The sequence below is a fragment of the Streptomyces sp. 63XJN7_1_ISO-PGPR-S23-121 genome (genome assembly GCF_056173025.1).
The window spans coordinates 175,589-192,237 of the sequence record NZ_CM149653.1 but is presented as its reverse complement, the minus strand read 5'-3'; the positions used below and the strand labels follow the sequence as shown (position 1 = coordinate 192,237).

At 75.3% G+C, this 16,649-nt stretch carries 16 protein-coding genes; all 16 read right to left on the bottom strand.

Annotated elements, in window-relative coordinates:
• Positions 1-50: 50 nt before the first annotated feature.
• Complete coding sequence (locus AC0VYN_RS00905) at positions 51-737, bottom strand: response regulator (RefSeq protein ID WP_475534358.1); 687 nt, start codon at positions 735-737, stop codon at positions 51-53.
• On the bottom strand, positions 734-2,134 hold the full coding sequence (locus AC0VYN_RS00900) for a sensor histidine kinase (RefSeq protein ID WP_475534357.1): 1,401 nt from the start codon (positions 2,132-2,134) through the stop codon (positions 734-736). Before AC0VYN_RS00900 ends, AC0VYN_RS00905 begins: the two co-directional genes overlap by 4 nt.
• On the bottom strand, positions 2,127-3,341 hold the full coding sequence (locus tag AC0VYN_RS00895; protein ID WP_475534356.1) for an acyltransferase family protein: 1,215 nt from the start codon (positions 3,339-3,341) through the stop codon (positions 2,127-2,129). Before AC0VYN_RS00895 ends, AC0VYN_RS00900 begins: the two co-directional genes overlap by 8 nt.
• Entirely contained in the window at positions 3,334-4,323 is a 990-nt protein-coding gene (locus AC0VYN_RS00890; protein WP_475534355.1) for an alpha/beta hydrolase, read from the bottom strand. The genes AC0VYN_RS00895 and AC0VYN_RS00890 overlap by 8 nt, the downstream gene beginning before the upstream one ends.
• 157 nt (positions 4,324-4,480) lie before the next feature.
• Complete coding sequence (locus tag AC0VYN_RS00885) at positions 4,481-5,362, bottom strand: alpha/beta hydrolase (protein ID WP_475534354.1); 882 nt, start codon at positions 5,360-5,362, stop codon at positions 4,481-4,483.
• 173 nt (positions 5,363-5,535) lie between these two features.
• Positions 5,536-6,741, bottom strand: a complete 1,206-nt coding sequence (gene kynU, locus AC0VYN_RS00880; protein WP_475534353.1) for a kynureninase — start codon at positions 6,739-6,741, stop codon at positions 5,536-5,538.
• Positions 6,734-7,549, bottom strand: coding sequence for a tryptophan 2,3-dioxygenase family protein (locus AC0VYN_RS00875; protein ID WP_475534352.1), 816 nt, complete (start codon positions 7,547-7,549; stop codon positions 6,734-6,736). The genes kynU and AC0VYN_RS00875 overlap by 8 nt, the downstream gene beginning before the upstream one ends.
• Positions 7,550-7,687: 138 nt before the next feature.
• The gene (locus AC0VYN_RS00870; RefSeq protein WP_475534351.1) at positions 7,688-8,101 is read right to left on the bottom strand and encodes a DUF3151 domain-containing protein; all 414 of its coding nucleotides are present in this window, start codon (positions 8,099-8,101) and stop codon (positions 7,688-7,690) included.
• Between the two features lie 92 nt (positions 8,102-8,193).
• Positions 8,194-9,225, bottom strand: a complete 1,032-nt coding sequence (gene fbaA, locus AC0VYN_RS00865) for a class II fructose-bisphosphate aldolase (RefSeq protein WP_386919465.1) — start codon at positions 9,223-9,225, stop codon at positions 8,194-8,196.
• 120 nt (positions 9,226-9,345) lie between these two features.
• Positions 9,346-9,918, bottom strand: coding sequence for an orotate phosphoribosyltransferase (gene pyrE, locus AC0VYN_RS00860; RefSeq protein WP_385460001.1), 573 nt, complete (start codon positions 9,916-9,918; stop codon positions 9,346-9,348).
• 10 nt (positions 9,919-9,928) lie between these two features.
• Positions 9,929-10,717, bottom strand: coding sequence for an aldose epimerase family protein (locus tag AC0VYN_RS00855; RefSeq protein ID WP_475534350.1), 789 nt, complete (start codon positions 10,715-10,717; stop codon positions 9,929-9,931).
• A 43-nt stretch (positions 10,718-10,760) separates the two neighbouring features.
• Positions 10,761-11,567, bottom strand: a complete 807-nt coding sequence (locus AC0VYN_RS00850; RefSeq protein WP_475534349.1) for an SRPBCC domain-containing protein — start codon at positions 11,565-11,567, stop codon at positions 10,761-10,763.
• A gap of 52 nt (positions 11,568-11,619) precedes the next feature.
• Complete coding sequence (locus AC0VYN_RS00845) at positions 11,620-12,357, bottom strand: response regulator (protein WP_475534348.1); 738 nt, start codon at positions 12,355-12,357, stop codon at positions 11,620-11,622.
• Positions 12,354-13,526, bottom strand: a complete 1,173-nt coding sequence (locus AC0VYN_RS00840; RefSeq protein ID WP_475534347.1) for a sensor histidine kinase — start codon at positions 13,524-13,526, stop codon at positions 12,354-12,356. The genes AC0VYN_RS00845 and AC0VYN_RS00840 overlap by 4 nt, the downstream gene beginning before the upstream one ends.
• Positions 13,527-13,836: 310 nt before the next feature.
• Positions 13,837-15,501 (bottom strand): polyamine aminopropyltransferase, encoded by a 1,665-nt coding sequence (locus tag AC0VYN_RS00835; RefSeq protein WP_475534346.1) that lies wholly within the window; start codon positions 15,499-15,501, stop codon positions 13,837-13,839.
• Between the two features lie 88 nt (positions 15,502-15,589).
• Positions 15,590-16,126: a DUF2617 family protein gene (locus AC0VYN_RS00830; protein ID WP_475534345.1), complete on the bottom strand. Its 537-nt coding sequence runs from the start codon at positions 16,124-16,126 to the stop codon at positions 15,590-15,592.
• Between the last annotated feature and the right edge of the window lie 523 nt (positions 16,127-16,649).

Sequence of the window (16,649 nt, the reverse complement as noted above, 5' to 3'; positions counted from 1 at the left end):
AGTGAGAAGGGTTCTCCGGCGTCCGTCTCAGGTACTACGGGCCCGGCCGCTCAGTACCCGGAGGGCCGCACCAGACCCGACTCGTACGCGAACACCGCCGCCTGTGTCCGGTCCCTGAGCCCCAGTTTCACCAGGATCCGGCCCACGTGCGTCTTCACCGTCTGCTCGGCGACGACCAGCCGCGTGGCGATCTCCGCGTTCGACAGGCCCTGCGCGATCAGGGACAGCACCTCGGTCTCCCGCTCCGTCAGGCCGCCGACCCGTTCCTTCAGCGGGGCCCGGGGCCGGTCGCGCAGCCGGGAGAACTCGGTGAGCAGCCGCCGGGTGATGCCCGGCGCGAGCAGCGCGTCCCCGGCCGCCACCACCCGGACCGCCTCGGCGAGCTGGTCGGCGGACGCGTCCTTCAGCAGGAACCCGGACGCGCCGGCCCGCAGCGCCTCGTACACGTACTCGTCCAGGTCGAAGGTGGTCAGCACGAGCACCCTGATCTCGGGGGTCGCCGCGGTGATCCGGCGGGTGGCCTCGATGCCGCCCAGTTCGGGCATGCGGATGTCCATCAGGACGACGTCCGGGGCGAGTCCGGCGACCTTGTCCACGGCGTCCAGGCCGTCCACCGCCTGCCCTATCACCTCGATGTCGGGCTGGGTGTTGAGCAGCACGGTGAAGCCCTGCCGGACCATCTGCTGGTCGTCGGCGATCAGTACGCGGATCACACGGCCGTGGCTGCCGGTCGTCATGGGGTGTCGTCCTCGGTGGAGTGGTCGGTGGAAGGGCCGGTGGAGAGGTCCTGGCCGTCGGCGGGCAGGAACGCGGTCACCCGGTAGCCGCCGTCCGGCAGCCGCCGCGCCTCAAGGGTGCCGTCGAGCATCGCCACCCGCTCCCGCATGCCGAGCAGCCCGTGCCCCGCCCCCTGCGACGGCGCCGGGGCCCGCGTGGGCGGGGTGTTGGAGACGTCGACGCGCAGCCCGGCCGGCAGATGCGTGAGGTGGACCCGGGCGGTCGCGCCCGGCGCGTGCCGCAGGACGTTGCTGAGCGCCTCCTGCACGATCCGGTACGCCGACAGCTCCACGCCGGGCGGCAGCGGCCGGCGTCGGCCGTCCTGCCCGGCGGTCACGGTCAGTCCGGCGGCCCGGGTGTTCTCCACCAGCGCGTCGAGCCGGTCGAGCGTGGGCTGCGGGGCGTGCGGGGCGGTACCGCTCAGGTCGGGCGCCGTCCCGGGGGCGTCGGGGTCCTCGGAGCGCAGCACGCCGAGGACCCGGCGCAGTTCGGTCAGCGCCTCCAGGGCGTTCTGCCGGATGCCGGCGAGGTTCTCCTTCAGCTCGTCCGGCGGGTCCGCGACGAGGTGGGGGGCGACCTGGGCCTGGATGGAGATGACGGACATGTGGTGGGCGACGACGTCGTGCAGCTCCCGGGCGATGCGGCTGCGCTCCTCCAGCAGGGTGCGCCGGGCGCGTTCCTCGGCGGTGAGCGAGGTCTGCTCCGCGAGCTGCGTGCGGGCCTCGCGGCGGCCGCGCAGGGCGATGCCGAGCACCGTGGCGACCGCGAACAGGATGACGGCGAGCAGGCCGGTCGGCTGGTAGTCCGGCGCCCCCACCACGCCCTGCACGACGTAGGTGGCCAGCACGCTCAGGGCGAGCGCCTCCAGGGGCACCCGGGTGCGGACCCGCAGGGCGAGCAGCAACAGGACGAACAGGTGCGCGATCAGTCCGGCGGCCGTCCAGGGCCAGGTGAACTTCGGTCCGCCCGCGGTCATCTCCGCCCGCACCGCGAAGGCCCCCACCAGCATGGCCGCCGTCGACAGCCACCACGCCGCGACCGGCCGCCACAGCGCGAGGACCATGGCGCCGGCCTCGGCGACGGCTATCAGGAAGGCGAGCAGGGGATCGATACCGCCGCCCGCCCCGGACTGGGCGGAGGGGTCGGTCCCGCCGCCCCCGCCGAGCTGGGCCGCGTCGCCGAGCAGCACCCCGAACGCGGCCAGGCAGACGATCCCGTGCGGGACCCAGCGCAGCCACACCGACGGCGGCAGCGGGTCCGTACGCCAGGTCCACAGGTCGTCGCGCAGCACCCTCAGCCGGCGCGTGCCGGCCGCACGCCCGTTCCCCCCGGATCTCACGCCGCCCAGCCTAGACATGACGGGCCCCCTTCGTCGTCACCCGGGTCCGCGGGCGGTGGGTGCGGACGACGCGCGAGCGGCGCCGGCCGTCGCCGCGCTCGAAGGCGTGGAAGGCCGCCCAGCAGACGCCCAGGGCCAGTGCGAAGACCGGCAGCCAGCCGAGCCGGGCCGCGATCCAGCCCGGTCCGTCGGGCGGCGTGTGCAGCCCGGGCAGCCGGCCCGCGAGGAGACCGGTGGCGGTGGTCGCCATCATGGCCGTCTGGTGCCACAGGAAGACCGTCATCGCGAAGAGGTTGACCAGTGCCACCGCCGCCCAGGCCACCGGCCGCCGCAGCGCACGGCGCAGCCGCCCGCGCAGCAGCAGGGCGAGGCCGCACTGGGCCAGACCGAAGGTGACGGCGGCCAGCGTCGGCGGGTTCAGGTTCGAGACGGCCGCGCCCGGGACGCCGACCATGGACGCCGGGTAGCCCGCCCCGGCGACGAGTGCCGCGGTCGCCGCCGCCCCGCCGGCGAGCAGGATCCAGCCGGCCCTGCGGTGCTCCAGCTCCCCGCGGGTCCAGGCGGCGCCGAGCGTGTAGGGCACCGCCCAGCCCGCGGCGAGATTGATCCAGCCGAGCCAGGACGGGCCGCCGAGGCCGAAGCGCAGCAGGTCGACGTGGAGGACGACGACCAGCGGCCACAGCGGGTGCAGCCGGGCCAGCAGCGGCGTCGCGGCGGTCAGCGCGGCGAAGACCAGCAGGAACCACAGCGGGGACAGGGCCAGTTTGACCAGCGTGCGGACCGTCCCGTGGTCGGCGCCGGTCACGAACAGCAGGGCCGCCGTCACCGTCCACAGGGCGAGGACGGCCACGACCGGCCGGAACAGCCGGCCCAGCCGGGCGGCCAGCCACCGCCGGTACGGTGTGCCCCGGTCGTGGGCCGCGGCCCAGCCGCGGGTGGCCACGTGCCCGCCGACCAGGAAGAACACGGCGAGGGTCTGGAAGGCCCAGGACACCGGGGCCAGCCGGGGCATGTGCTGGAGGGGGCTGGCGGTGTGCAGGCCGCCGTCGTCGGAGACCAGGGCCGTCACCAGCCAGTGGCCGAGGACGACGCCGAGGACGGCGAGGGCGCGCAGGGCGTCGACCGCGCGGTCCCTGCTCGCGGGCGTCGCCGCGTCGATCCGGGCGGCGGTGTGCCGCACGGCCTCGCGGACACCGGTCCCGGCCGGTCGCCTCGGGTCAGTCACGGGTCGCCTCCGTGGTCTCGCCCAGGACGATCCGGGCCAGGTTGGCAAGGGAGCGGGAACCGGGGTCGAAGTAGTCGCTGTGGCCGCCGTCGCCGGCGTCGAAGACCCGGGCGCCGAACGCCGGGGAGACCGGGTCGGTGCCGAAGCCGACGGTCGTGCCGAACAGTCCGGCGCTGACGTGCGGCACGTTCTCCACCCAGTCGTCGGCGCCCCGCGCCGCCCAGATCCGGGCGCTCGTGCCCAGTCCCGCGGCGGAGCCGGCGCCCGTGCCGGGGCTGCCGACCAGGGCGATGTCGGCGACGTCCAGGCCGGCGGCGGCACGGGCGCAGACGACCGAGCCGTAGGAGTGGCAGACGAGGCTCACCCGGGCGCGGGGGCCGGTGACGCCGCGCAGGTCGCCGACCAGGCCGCGCAGCTCCGGGGCGGCTTCGTCGGCGCGGCCGGTCGTGGCGACCGCGGTGCTGACGGTGCCGGGTGTCCGGTAGCCGAGCCAGGCCACGACCGCCGTGCGGGTGCCGTCCGGCGCCTTCGCGCCGAGCTGCCGGTGCAGGGCGAGGGCGGCGGCGCGGAACCGGCCGTAGGTGTCGAGGCCGGTGTCGGAGCCGGGGACCAGGACGGCGACGCGGTCGGCGTGGGCCAGGTCGCCGAGGACCTCCGTGGCCAGACCGGCGCCCCGGCCGTCGAAGGCGAGCAGCTGCCGGGCCGGGCCGGCCAGCGAGCGGTCCGCCGCCGCGCGGTGACGGTCGCCGTGGGCGCCGGCCATCCGGGCCGCCTCGGCCGCGTTGGCCCGGTTGGCGGCGTAGACGTCCGCCAGCGTGTCCGCCGTCGGGGCGGCCAGCACGGCGGGCGGCGGGGCGGGGATCCCGGGCCGCGCGGCGGCGGAGAGGGGGAACGCCACGGCACCGGCGACGAGTGCCGCCAGTGCGGCCCTGCGTGCTCTTCCCGCGCGCCGCCGCCAACGTACCGCCGTACCGGGCCCCATGGCCGCTCCCCTCCCGCACGCCCGCTCATCGGGCGTCCTGGGAAAGGAAGTTATGGATCGGAGCGGGTAACCGGCGTCCCGCCGGAGAGCTCACCCTCGGGGTAGCTCTCAGGTACTACGGGGGTGACGGGGCGCCCCGTCCGGGTGCCGCCGCCGCTCACCACGCGAGCTGGGCGATCTCCTCCGCCACCACCGCGCACGCGTCCGCCGCCGGGTCGATCAGCGGGAAGTGGCCGACGTCCTCCAGCAGCGTGACGCCCACCATCTCACCGGCCCTCGCCGCCGCGTCGGCGTATGCCTCGGCGACCGCCTGCGGGACGTCCACGTCGGCGCGGCCCTGCACGACGGTGGTGGCGATGCCGGTGGGCAGCAGCAGGGCCGGGTCGGCGTACGGCCGGCGCCCGGTGTAGTGCTCCTCGCCGCCCAGGAGCTGCCGCGCCGCCTGGCCGCACACGTCCAGCTTCCCGGCGACCTCGAAGTCGGCGATCGGGGCGAGCGCGACCACACCGCGCAGGGACGGCGGGTGGTCGAGGCGCCACGGCGCGTCGGCGGGCAGCACGTGCCGGGCCGCCGCCCACAGGGCGAGGTGGCCGCCCGCCGAGTGGCCGGTGAGCACCGTGCGGCGCGCGTCGGCCCCCGGCAGGTGGCGCTCGGCCAGGGCGGGCAGCGCGTCCAGCGCGGCGGCCACGTCGTCGAAGGTGTCGGGCCAGCGCCCCGCGACCGCGTCGTCGTCCGTTCCGTGCCGGTACTCCACGTTGGCCACGGCGAAGCCCCGGCCGGCCAGGAAACCGGCGAACGGGCTGACATGGCGCCGGCCGTACGGCGCCCGCCACGCGCCGCCGTGCAGGACGGCCACGACCGGCGCGGGCGTGCCGGGGCCGCCCGCGCCGCGCGGCAGGTAGAAGTCGATCACCTGGTCGGGGTGGTCGCCGTACCCGGCGGTGCTGTCGGGGCCGACCGCCGGATGCGAGAAGGCCGACCTCTCCTCCGCGGCGCTCCGCGCGGCAGCGGTGCCCGGTCCTGCGGCGGCGTCCGGCATGCTCCAACCTCTCAGCGTGGAAACGATGTTGGCGGACCGGGGAGGGGAATCGGCCGTCGGCGGGACGTTATCAGGCCGGTGACGTGCGCGGACACGGGGATGTCACGCTGGGTGAGTGCGGTGCCCGGGCCGGCCGGGACCGCCCGGGCGCCGCGCTCACCCGCGGACCGTCCTCAGTCCGTCCGCGCCGGGTCCGCCGCCAGGACCTCCGCGAGCACCCGCGCCGCCCGCTCCACGTCCGCGAACCCGACGTACAGCGGGGTGAATCCGAAGCGCAGCACGTCGGGGGCGCGGAAGTCGCCGACCACGCCGCGTCCGATCAGGCGCCGCATGACCTCGCCGGCGTCGTCGCAGCGCAGCGCCACCTGGCTGCCCCGCTCGGCGTGCGCGGCCGGCGTCACGGACTCGACCCGCCCGCCGGGGACGTACTCCCCGACGCAGCGCAGGAAGAAGTCCGTCAGGGCGAGGGACTTGGCGCGCACCGCCTCGACGGTCACCCCGTCCCACACGTCGAGGGACGCCTCCAGGGCGAGCATGGACAGGATGTCCGGCGTGCCGACCCGGCCGCGCACCGCACCGGGGGCCGGGGCGTAGCCGGGCCGCATGCCGAAGGGCTCGGCGTGCGAGTTCCAGCCGGGCAGCGGGGAGTCGAAGCGGTCCTGGAGGTCGTGGCGCACGTACAGGAACGCGGGCGAACCCGGGCCGCCGTTGAGGTACTTGTAGGTGCAGCCGACCGCCAGGCCGACGCCGTGCTCGTCCAGTCCGACCGGCAGGGCGCCCGCGCTGTGGCACAGGTCCCAGACGGCGTACGCCCCCGCCGCGTGCACGGCGGCCGTGAGCGCGGGCAGGTCGTGCAGCCGGCCCGTGCGGTAGTCGACGTGGTTGAGGAGCACCGCGGCGGTGCGGTCGCCCAGCGCCGCGGGCACCTCGGCCGGGGCGACGGCCCGTAGCGTGCACCCGGTCATCCGGGCCGCGGACTCGGCGACGTACCCGTCCGTGGGGAAGGTGGTGGCGTCGACGAGGATCTCGTCCCGCCCCTCCCCCGCCATGCGGACGGCCGCGACGACCGCCTTGAAGACGTTCACGCTGGTGGAGTCGCCGACCACGATCTGCCCGGCCGCCGCCCCGACCAGCGGGGCGATCCGGTCGCCGATCCGCTCGGGCGCGGTCCACCAGCCGCTCTCGTCCCAGGACCGGATGCGCAGCTCGCCCCACTGACGCCGCACGACGTCCGCGACGCGGTCGGGGACGTGCGCCGGCAGGGCGCCCAGCGAGTTGCCGTCCAGGTACGTCACGTCGTCGAGGACGAAACGACCGCGCACCCCGGCCAGCCCGTCGGCGGCGTCCAGCCTCTCCGCCTCGCTCATCAGCTCAGACATACGACCGCGCCGTCCACAGCTCGGGGAACACGTTGCCCCGGGCCCGCTTCTCCAGCCAGGCCACCCCGGCGGAACCGCCGGTGCCGGTCTTCGAGCCCATCGCGCGGCGGGTGGCGACCAGGTGGTCGTTGCGCCAGCGCCACACCAGCTCGGCGACGTCCGTGAGCGCCTCGCCGAGACGGGCCAGTTCGCCGTTCTGGTCACCGGAGTACACGGCCGTCCAGGCGGCCTCCACCTCGGGCGCCGGCTCGTACTTCCGGGTGACATCCCGCCGGAGCACGGCCTCCGGGATGTCGTACCCGCGCCGGGCGAGCAGCCGGACCACCTCGTCGTACAGGCTCGGCTCGTGCAGCGCCTTCTCCAGCTCGGCGTGGACGCGCGGGGCGCCGCGGTGCGGGACGAGCATGGAGGCGGACTTGTCGCCGAGCAGGAACTCCAGGCGGCGGTACATCGCCGACTGGAACCCGGAGCCCTCGCCGAGGGCGCTCCGGTAGGAGTTGAACTGGGCGGGTGTGAGGCCCGCCAGGGGCGTCCAGGAGGCGTTCAGGGCCTCCAGCTCGCGCACCGAGCGCTTCAGCGCGTCGGTCGCCGGCCGGACCCGGTCCTCGCGCAGGGCACCGGCCGCGGTCTCCCACTCGTGGACGATGACGGTGAACCACAGCTCCATGACCTGGGTGGTGACCAGGAAGACCATCTCTCCGGGGTCGTCGGAGAGGGTGTGCTGGAGGTGGGTGAGCACGTCCGCCTTGACGTAGTCCTCGTACGGCGTGCTGCCCGCGAAGTCGAGATTCGGGGCGTCGTGGGACATCGCTGTCTCCTGATGGCACTACGGGTAGCGGTCCGCCCTGCCGTTACCGGCACGGGGCCCCGGTCCCCAACGGCATCCTCCGCAATGCTCCCAGGAAACCGCAAGGCCCGCCCGTCGCGGGCCCTGCGGGACGCGGTGTCAGCCCAGCACCTCGGCCGCCGCCGGCGAGGAGTCCCTCAGGAACTGGGCGCAGCGCTCGTACTCCTCCTTCTCGCCGATCGCCTGGGCGGCGCGGGCGAGGGCGTGCAGGGCGCGCAGGAAGCCGCGGTTGGGCTCGTGCTCCCACGGCACCGGCCCGTGGCCCTTCCAGCCGCTGCGGCGCAGGGCGTCCAGACCGCGGTGGTAGCCCGTACGGGCGTAGGCGTAGGACTCCACGACGCCGCCGCGCTCGTACGCCTCGTCGGCCAGGCGGGCCCAGGCCAGCGAGGACGTCGGGTACTTCGCGGCGACGTCGGCGGCCGGGGTGCCGCCCGCCAGCAGCTCGCGCGGCCCGGGATCGTCGGGGAGGTGGGTCGGGGGCGGTCCCCCGAGGAGGTTCTCGTGAATGGCCATGGGGACAAGTCTGCGCCATGCCCGGGGGCGGACGTGCGAGGGCCCGGCACCGCGGTGTCCCGCGGTGCCGGGCCGGTCGTGCGTCGCGCGGGTTACTTGATCTTCTGGCCCGACGAGCGCAGGTGGCCGCAGGCCTCGAGGACGCGCGCGGCCATGCCGGCCTCGGCCAGCTTGCCCCAGGTGCGCGGGTCGTAGGTCTTCTTGTTGCCGACCTCGCCGTCGATCTTCAGGACGCCGTCGTAGTTGGCGAACATGTGGCCGGCGACCGGACGCGTGAAGGCGTACTGGGTGTCCGTGTCGAGGTTCATCTTGATCACGCCGTTGTCCAGCGCGGTCGCGATCTCCTGCTCGGTGGAGCCGGAGCCGCCGTGGAAGACGAAGTCGAACGGCTTGCTGCCGGCGGGCTGCCCGTACTTGGCGGCGACGCCCTCGTTCAGCTCCTTCAGCAGCTCGGGACGGAGCACCACGTTGCCCGGCTTGTACACGCCGTGCACGTTGCCGAAGGAGGCGGCGAGCAGGTAGCGGCCCTTCTCGCCCAGGCCCAGCGCCTCGACGGTGCGCAGCGCGTCGTCGACCGTGGTGTAGAGGGAGTCGTTGATCTCGTGCGAGACGCCGTCCTCCTCGCCGCCGGTCGGGGTGATCTCGACCTCGAGGATGATCTTCGCGGCGCGGGCGCGCTCCAGCAGCTCCTCGGCGATGGCCAGGTTGTCGGCCAGGGTCTCGGCGGAGCCGTCCCACATGTGCGACTGGAACAGCGGGTTGCGGCCGGCCTTGACGCGCTCCTCGGACACGGCGAGCAGCGGGCGCACGTACCCGTCGAGCTTGTCCTTGGGGCAGTGGTCCGTGTGCAGCGCGATGTTCACGTCGTACTTCTCGGCGACGATGTGCGCGAACTCGGCCAGCGCGACGGCGCCGGTCACCATGTCCTTGCTGTGCTGGCCGCCCAGGAACTCGGCGCCGCCGGTGGAGATCTGGACGATGCCGTCGCTCTCCGCCTCCGCGAAACCGCGCAGGGCCGCGTGCAGCGTCTGGGAAGAGGTCACGTTGATGGCCGGGTAGGCGAACTTTCCTGCCTTCGCCCGGTCCAGCATCTCGTTGTAGACCTCGGGAGTTGCGATGGGCATGTCCGCTCCTTGTATGTGCGGGTGGGCGTCTCAGGTGCTTACGGCCCTGACCTAGACCTTGGGGGCGACGTCATCGTCGGCCCCATCCTTCCAGACGGGGCGGAATACTCCGAGTGGACCTCAGTCGAGGCCCAGCTCGTCCTTGGAGTAGGCGTACCGGTACGGCACCCCCGCGCCCTCCTGGATCTTCTCGGCGGCGCCGGTCGCCCGGTCGACGATCGTCGCGACGGCCACGACCTCGGCGCCGGCCTCGCGCACGGCCTCGACCGCGGTGAGCGGGGAGCCGCCGGTGGTGGAGGTGTCCTCGACGACGAGGACGCGGCGGCCCCGGATGTCCGGGCCCTCGACGCGCCGCTGCATCCCGTGCGCCTTGGCGGCCTTGCGGACGACGAACGCGTCCAGGCGCTTCCCGCGCGCGGCGGCGGCGTGCAGCATGCTCGCGGCGACCGGGTCGGCGCCCATGGTCAGCCCGCCCACCGCGTCGAACTCCAGGTCGTCGGTCAGGTCCAGCAGCACCTGCCCGACCAGCGGCGCGGCCTCGCCGTCCAGGGTCACGCGGCGCAGGTCGACGTAGTAGTCGGCCTCCAGCCCCGAGGAGAGGGTCACCTTGCCGTGCACCACGGCCTTGTCCTTGATCTGCTGCAGCAGCGCCGCGCGTGTGCCTGGCGGCATTACTCCGTTGACGTCCGTCATGCGCACCAGCTTAGAGCCGGGTCCAGCTCCAGGCCGTCGTGGCCTCCAGCGGCTCCAGCGGCGTGACCAGGCGCGGGAGCGTGTTCAGGCCGTTGGGCGGCCCGGTCTGCGGCTCCACGCAGACGGCGGCCTCCTGCTCGTCGTAGACCACGGCCCACTGCTCTCGGCTGGTCACCCTCAGCGCCAGCCGGCCGGGCCAGGTCAGGGTCACGTCGACGCCGTCCGGCATGCCGAAGCAGTCGTCCCAGGGGCCCGGCTTCGGGTCGGTCCGGTTGCCGGTGGGCAGGTGGTCGTCGCCGCGCTCCTCCTGCCAGGCGGGGTCGAAGGCGATCTCCACGTCCGACCCGTCGAGGGTCCGGTTGAACCACGGGTGCCAGCCGATCTGCGCCGGGAAGGACGACTCGTACGTCTCCACGGACATGGTCAGCGTCAGCGCGTCCTCGGCGAGCGCGATCACCTGCGTGACGCGGCCCGAGTAGGGCCAGGGGTCGACGAGGTCGTACGTGATGACGGCCTCGTCGTCCGAGACGCGGGCGGTGCGCCAGGCGCCGTCGCGGGCGGTGCCGTGGATGGCGTGCGGCGGGGAGTTCAGCGGCATCCGGTGGACGGCGGCGCCGTCCCGGAAGCGGCCCTCGCGGATCCGGCCGCACCAGGGGACCATCGGGAAGCAGCCGTAGCGTTCGCCCTGGCGGAGCAGCTCGGTGCCCCCGACGCGGAGCCCGCCGATCCGGCCGCCGTTGCCCGGCAGCACGGTCGCCTCCGCGTCACCCGCGGTCAGCGTGATGGGTTCGTTGCTCACGCCACGACCCTACTGGGGCGATCAAGGGGGCGCCGGGGCCGGCTCAGTGGCGTTTGTTGCGCAGGGCCCGGCCGGCCACGATCGCCGAGGCCACGACCAGCGCCGCCGCCGGGGCGGCCCAGCGCAGGGGGGTGGCGGACGCGTTCGCCTGCGGCGCCGGCACGGGGGCGTACCGGCCGCGCGGCGGGGCGTGGTCCACCTCCTCGGCACTGCGGCCGATCATCGTGCGGCGGGCGTGCGCGGCCTCGGCGGGCGGTCCGGCGGCCTCGGGGCCGGCGGGGACCTCCGGAGCCTCCCCGGCACCCTCGTGGGCGCCGGCCGGGCCCTCCTCCGCGTCGGCGTCCGGGCCGAGGGAGGACGGGGGGACCTCCGTGTCGAAGACCGACGTGGGCCGCGGCTCCGCCTCCGCGGCGGGCGGCGCCTTCTCCGCCGCCGCCGCGCCCAGGTTCTCCGCGAACCGCGTCAGCAGGCGGCCGGTGGCCGACGTCACCGTCTCCTCCGGCAGCTCCGTCACCCGCCCGTCCGCGGTGGCCGTCCCGTTGAACGCGAGGGTGGCGCCGTCCTCGGCGTCCCGCACCCGCAGGACGAGCGCGAGCGTGACCGCGCCGGTGCCGCGCGACTCCGTGGCGTCGCCCTCGACGACGTACGCCCCGTCGTCGCGCGCGGACAGGCGCAGTGAGCCCCGGTAGGTGATGGAGTGACTCCCGATGCGGACCTTCAGCCGTCCCGCGACGGGCTCGGCACCGGCGTCCTGCTGGAGCCCCGGGATCGCCCGGGCGACCCGGACGGGGTCGGCCAGCACGTCCCTGAGCCGCTCGGACGGAACCGGAACGAACACCTCATGCTCCATGTCAGCGCAGCCTACCCAGCGGGCGCCCCGCGCACCCCCCGTCGGCGCAAACTCACCCGCCGCCCGCGGCTCCCCCCGGCGTCACGAGACCCGTCTCGTACGCCAGCACCACCGCCTGGGCCCGGCTGGTCAGGCCGAGCTTGGACATCGTGCGGTTGAGGTGGGTCTTCACCGTGGCCTCGCTGATGAACAGGCGGTCGGCGGCCTCGGCGTTGCTCAGGCCGCGGGCCACCAGTCCGAGGACCTCCGCCTCCCTGCCGGTCAGCGACGTCAGCGCGGGCGGCGGCCCGGCGTCGGAGGGCTTCGCGGACCGCGTGTCCGACATCCGCGTGAACGCCTCCACCAGGCGCCGGGTGACCGCGGGGGCGAACAGCGCGTCACCGCCGTGCACCGCGGCGACCGCGGCCAGCAGCCGTTCGGGGCCGGCGTCCTTGAGCAGGAACCCGGAGGCTCCGGCGCGCAGGGCGCCGTACACGTACTCGTCCAGGTCGAAGGTGGTGAGGACGAGGACGCGGGGCGCGGGGTCCACCGCCTCGGCGAGGATCCGCTCGGTGGCCTGGATACCGGACATGCCGGGCATGCGGATGTCCATCAGGACGACGTCGGGCCGGGTCTCCGCGGCCAGCGTCACCGCCTCCGCCCCGTCGGACGCCTCGCCGACGACCTCCATGCCGGGGGCGGCCCGCAGCAGCGCGGCCAGCCCGCTGCGGACGAGGAACTGGTCGTCGACGACGAGCAGCCTGATCGGACGGTCGGGCGGGCGGTGGGCCGGACGGTCTGCGTCGGTCATTCGCGGACGGTGTCTCCCCGGCGTGCGGTGTGTACCGGCGTCGGCAGGGTCAGGCGCACGCCGAATCCCCCCTCGCTGCGCGGGCCGACGGCGATCGCCCCGCCGTAGAGCTTGGCCCGCTCCCGCATGCCGATCAACCCGTGGCCGCCGCGCTCGGGGATTGTGTCCGAATCCGCCCCCTCCCGCCGGCCGTCCCCGGGGCCGTCGTCGGTCACCGACACCGTCACCTCGTGCGCGCGGTAGGCGAGTTCGACGGCGGCGTGCGCGCCGGGCGCGTGCTTGAGGACGTTGGTCAGGGCCTCCTGGACCACCCGGTACACGCACAGCTGCACGCCGGGCGGCAGGGGGCGCGGTGCGCCCGTGACGCGCAGGTCGACGCCGACGCCGCCGGTGCGGACCCTGGCGGCCATCTCGTCCAGCTGGTCGAGCCCCGGCGCCGGGGCGCCGTCCGCGCCCTGCACGCCGTCGGCGCGCAACAGGCCCAGCATGCGGCGCAGTTCGGCCAGGGCCTCGCCGCTCGCGCCCTCGATGGTGTCGAGGGCGTCGCGGGCGGTGGGGGCGTCGGAGTGGAAGACGAAGCGGGCGAGGCCGGCCTGGACGTTGATGACGGCGATGTGGTGGGCCACCACGTCGTGCAGCTCGCGGGCGATCCGCACCCGCTCCTCGGCCACCTCGCGCCGGGCCCGTTCGGCCTGCTCGGCGCGGAGTTCCCGGGTGAGTTCGCCGGTCCGGCGGGCGACGTACCCGAACCGCCACAGGACGAGCGGGAAGCCCACGGCCTGGCCGACGACGGAGGCCATGGCGTCGGCGTCGCTGACGAGGCCGGCCCAGATCCAGACACCGGCGAGCAGGCCGGCGGAGGCGGCGGCGACGCGGGTGGCGCGCAGGGAGGCCACGGTGTAGACGGCGAGCATGGGGCCGAAGGAGCCGGCCACTGGCCACTGCCCGAGGGCGATGTAGACCGCCCAGCAGCCGTGCGAGACGAGGCAGACGGTCACGGGGGCGCGGGTGCGCAGGGCAAGCGGCAGGTTCACCAGGGCGACGAGCGTCCAGGCGAGCGGGCCGAGCGCGGGCCACCCCTGGGCGACGGCCTCGGTGCCGAGCAGGACGGCCACGGTCGTCAGCGCCGCGGCGGTCAGGCCGTCGGCCGCCAGGGGGTGGAGGCGCATTGCCGCAGGGTAGGCCCGCCCGCCGGGCGGCGGCGTCATCCTTCCGCGGTACCGCGGAAGTTGCAGGAACCGCGTGTCTGCCGCGCCGGGTCGGCCCCGGTATCCACCCGCTGCGGGATTCCGGGGCGGGCGGGGCGGCCGTAGGTTCTCGGTGCGAGCGATCCACAGGGGGGCGCGGCGGCCCGTCCGGGTCCGGGGGAGGGACGGGCCGCCGCGCGGGGTCGTACGGGGGCGACCCCACGCACCGGGGCGGCGCAGAGGGGGACGCGTACCGGGCGCGGGGCACTGCGGCGGGCCCGGCACCGCGGGCTCAGTACCGCGGATGCACCAGCGTGGACGGCGGCAGGCCGGGCACGCGCGTGCGGGCCGCCGCCCGGGCGGCCGCGGTGAGGGACTGCCGGGTGAGGGTGTGCGGACGGGGGGCATCCGGGTCGAGTCGCAGGCCGGGGGATGTGCGGGCGGCGAGCAGGAAGCCCCAGTCCCCAAGGGCGCGGGAGGTGCCGGCCGCCCGGTCGGGGTCCGCGGTGAAACCGGGGGCGCGGCCGCCGACGCGGTAGGCCACGGTCCGCAGACCGGCCGCGCGCAGCGTCGCGTCGACGGTCCAGAACGTGCGGGGCCGCGCGGAGACCGGGCCGGCGTGCACGACCAGCCGCCCGTCCGGCGCGAGCACCCGTCGCAGCAGGCCGTAGAACTCCTGCGAGTACAGCTTGGTGGCGGCGGTGATGCCCGGGTCGGGCAGGTCGCAGACCACCACGTCGTACGCGGCGGTGGGCGTCGAGCGCAGGCCGCGGAAGGCGTCCGCGGCGGTGACGTGGACGCGCGGGTCGCCGTAGGCGTGCTCGTTCAGCGCGGACAGGCCGGGGTCGTGCCGGGCCAGCCGGGCGAGATCCGGATCGGGTTCCACGAGGTCGACACGGCGCACGTCCGGATGGCGCAGCACCTCCCGCGCCGCGAGGCCGTCGCCGCCGCCCAGGATCAGCACGCGCGCCCGCGGCCCGGTCATGGCCGGCCGCACCAGGGCCTCGTGGTACCGGCGCCCGTCGCCGGCGCCGACCCGCAGCCGGCCGTCCAGGAAGAGGCGGAGGGACCGGCCGTCGGTGCCTCCGGTGAGGACCACCTCCTGCACGTCGGTCCGGACGGCCACGCGGACGTCCTGCCCGTAGAGCGCGTGCCGGGCGGCGCGTTCGAAGTCGCCGGAGAGGGCGGCCGCCGAGGTGAGGACGGCGAGCACGACGGCGTTGGCGACGACCAGCAGCCGGCGGGCCCGGCGGGTCAGGTCCCGCCGGAACAGACCGAGGACCAGGGCGGCGCCGACGGCCGCGTTGACCGCGCCGGTGAGCAGGGCGCCGGTCAGCTGGCCGAGGAAGGGCAGCAGCACGAAGGGGAAGGCGAGGCCGCCCACCAGGGCGCCGACGTAGTCCGCGGCGAACAGGTCCGCGACGGCACCGCCCGCGTCCTGCCGGCGGATGCGCTGGATCAGCTCCATCAGCAGCGGCACCTCGGCGCCGATCAGCAGGCCGATGGTGAGCGAGAACGCGACCAGCAGGAAGCGCGGGCCGTCGGACCAGGGGCCGCTCCAGCCGCCGGTCCAGGCGAAGACGGCGTACAACGCCATGGCGCTGGTCCCGCCGACGAGGGCGAGGACGGCCTCGATCGCGCCGAACCCGGCCGCCGCGAACCGGCGCAGCCGCTTGGCGGCGAGCGAGCCGATGCCCATGGCGAACACCATGACGGACAGGACGACGGACGCCTGGGTGACCGAGTCGCCGATCAGGTACGAGGCGAGGGCGACCAGTTCGAGTTCGTACACGAGTCCGCAGGCCGCGCAGACGAAGACGCCCGCGAGGACCAGGAACCGGCCGGTGCCGGGCGGCACGGGCAGCGGGGCCGCCGTGCCGGGCGCCGCCGGTCCGGGTCTTCCCGCGCCCTCCCAGGACGGCGGTGCGGGTGGAGCGGGAGCCTGCGCTTCGATCACGCAGTGACGTTACGTCACACCCCCGCTGCGCATCGTCACCCGCAGGTGTGAAAGCCGCGCGCCGTGAAGCCTCGCAGGTTTGCGCGTCTCACGCCCCGGAGGGACTGAGCCGCGCCGCCGGCACCCGGACGCCGACCCGGGTCCGGGTCGCCACGAGCTGGCCGTCCTGCGGATAGGCGTGCCAGGTGCGCCAGTGCACCTGCCCCTCGTGCCGGTGCGCGAGCAGCGCGGTGAAGGCGTGCGGGCTGCCGGGGAAGACCCCGGCCAGACCGTGCGGGTGGTCGGCGACCAGGGCCAGCAGTTCCTGGGCGCGGCCCGCGAAGGAGCCCGGCGTGAGCAGCTCCACGCGGGCGGCGAACTCGTACTCCCAGTCGCCCACCCGCTTGGCCACCCCCAGTGGAAGCGGGGTGCTGCCGCCCGGGATGCACGCCACCGTCTCCGAGCAGCCGCCCCGCTCGTCCTCCAGCAGCACTTGGTGGGAGGCGCCGAGAAGCCTCAACTCGAGTCTGGCCCCCGTCAGTTCGATGTCCAGGCTGGCCAGCGCGGGCAGCGGCTCGCGCCCCAGCGCCCAGGCCAGGTCGGCGGCGCGGGTGTCGGTGTAGGCGGTGTTCAGGGTCGTGAGCATGGATCGGCTCCGCAGGCACACAGGAGAGGAAGGTGCGGGCCTGCACCCCCCGGTCACTGTCGGGGAGGCGGCCCGGTCAGCCCGTTCGGCCGGTCAGGAGGGGGGTCAACAGGTCGTCCGGGGGCTGCGTGGATGAGGGAGAGGGAATCATGAACTGCTACGGCAACACAGCGTTTTTACCCAAGTTCGTGGGCTTTCCATCCCTCGGGGGGCTCCACAGCTCAACTGTTCAACCACGGCGTGCGCCCGGACCGCCCGACGGGCGCCGGTGTGCGAGAGCGCCCACCGGGTGTCAATCCCGGCGGGCGCCCTGGGTGGGGCCGCGGGGGCCCGGCCCAGGTGCGGGCCCCTCGGAACGGATGCGGTTGTCTCCGGCAGGAGCTCAGCTGCCCCGTGTCAGCTGCCTCCACCGCATCCGCCGCCCCCTCCCCCGCAGGACGACGCGCCTCCGCAGGACGAGCCGCCACCGCAGGACGAACTGCTCCCGCAGGAGGTGCCGCCCGAGGACGAGCCGCCGTCACCC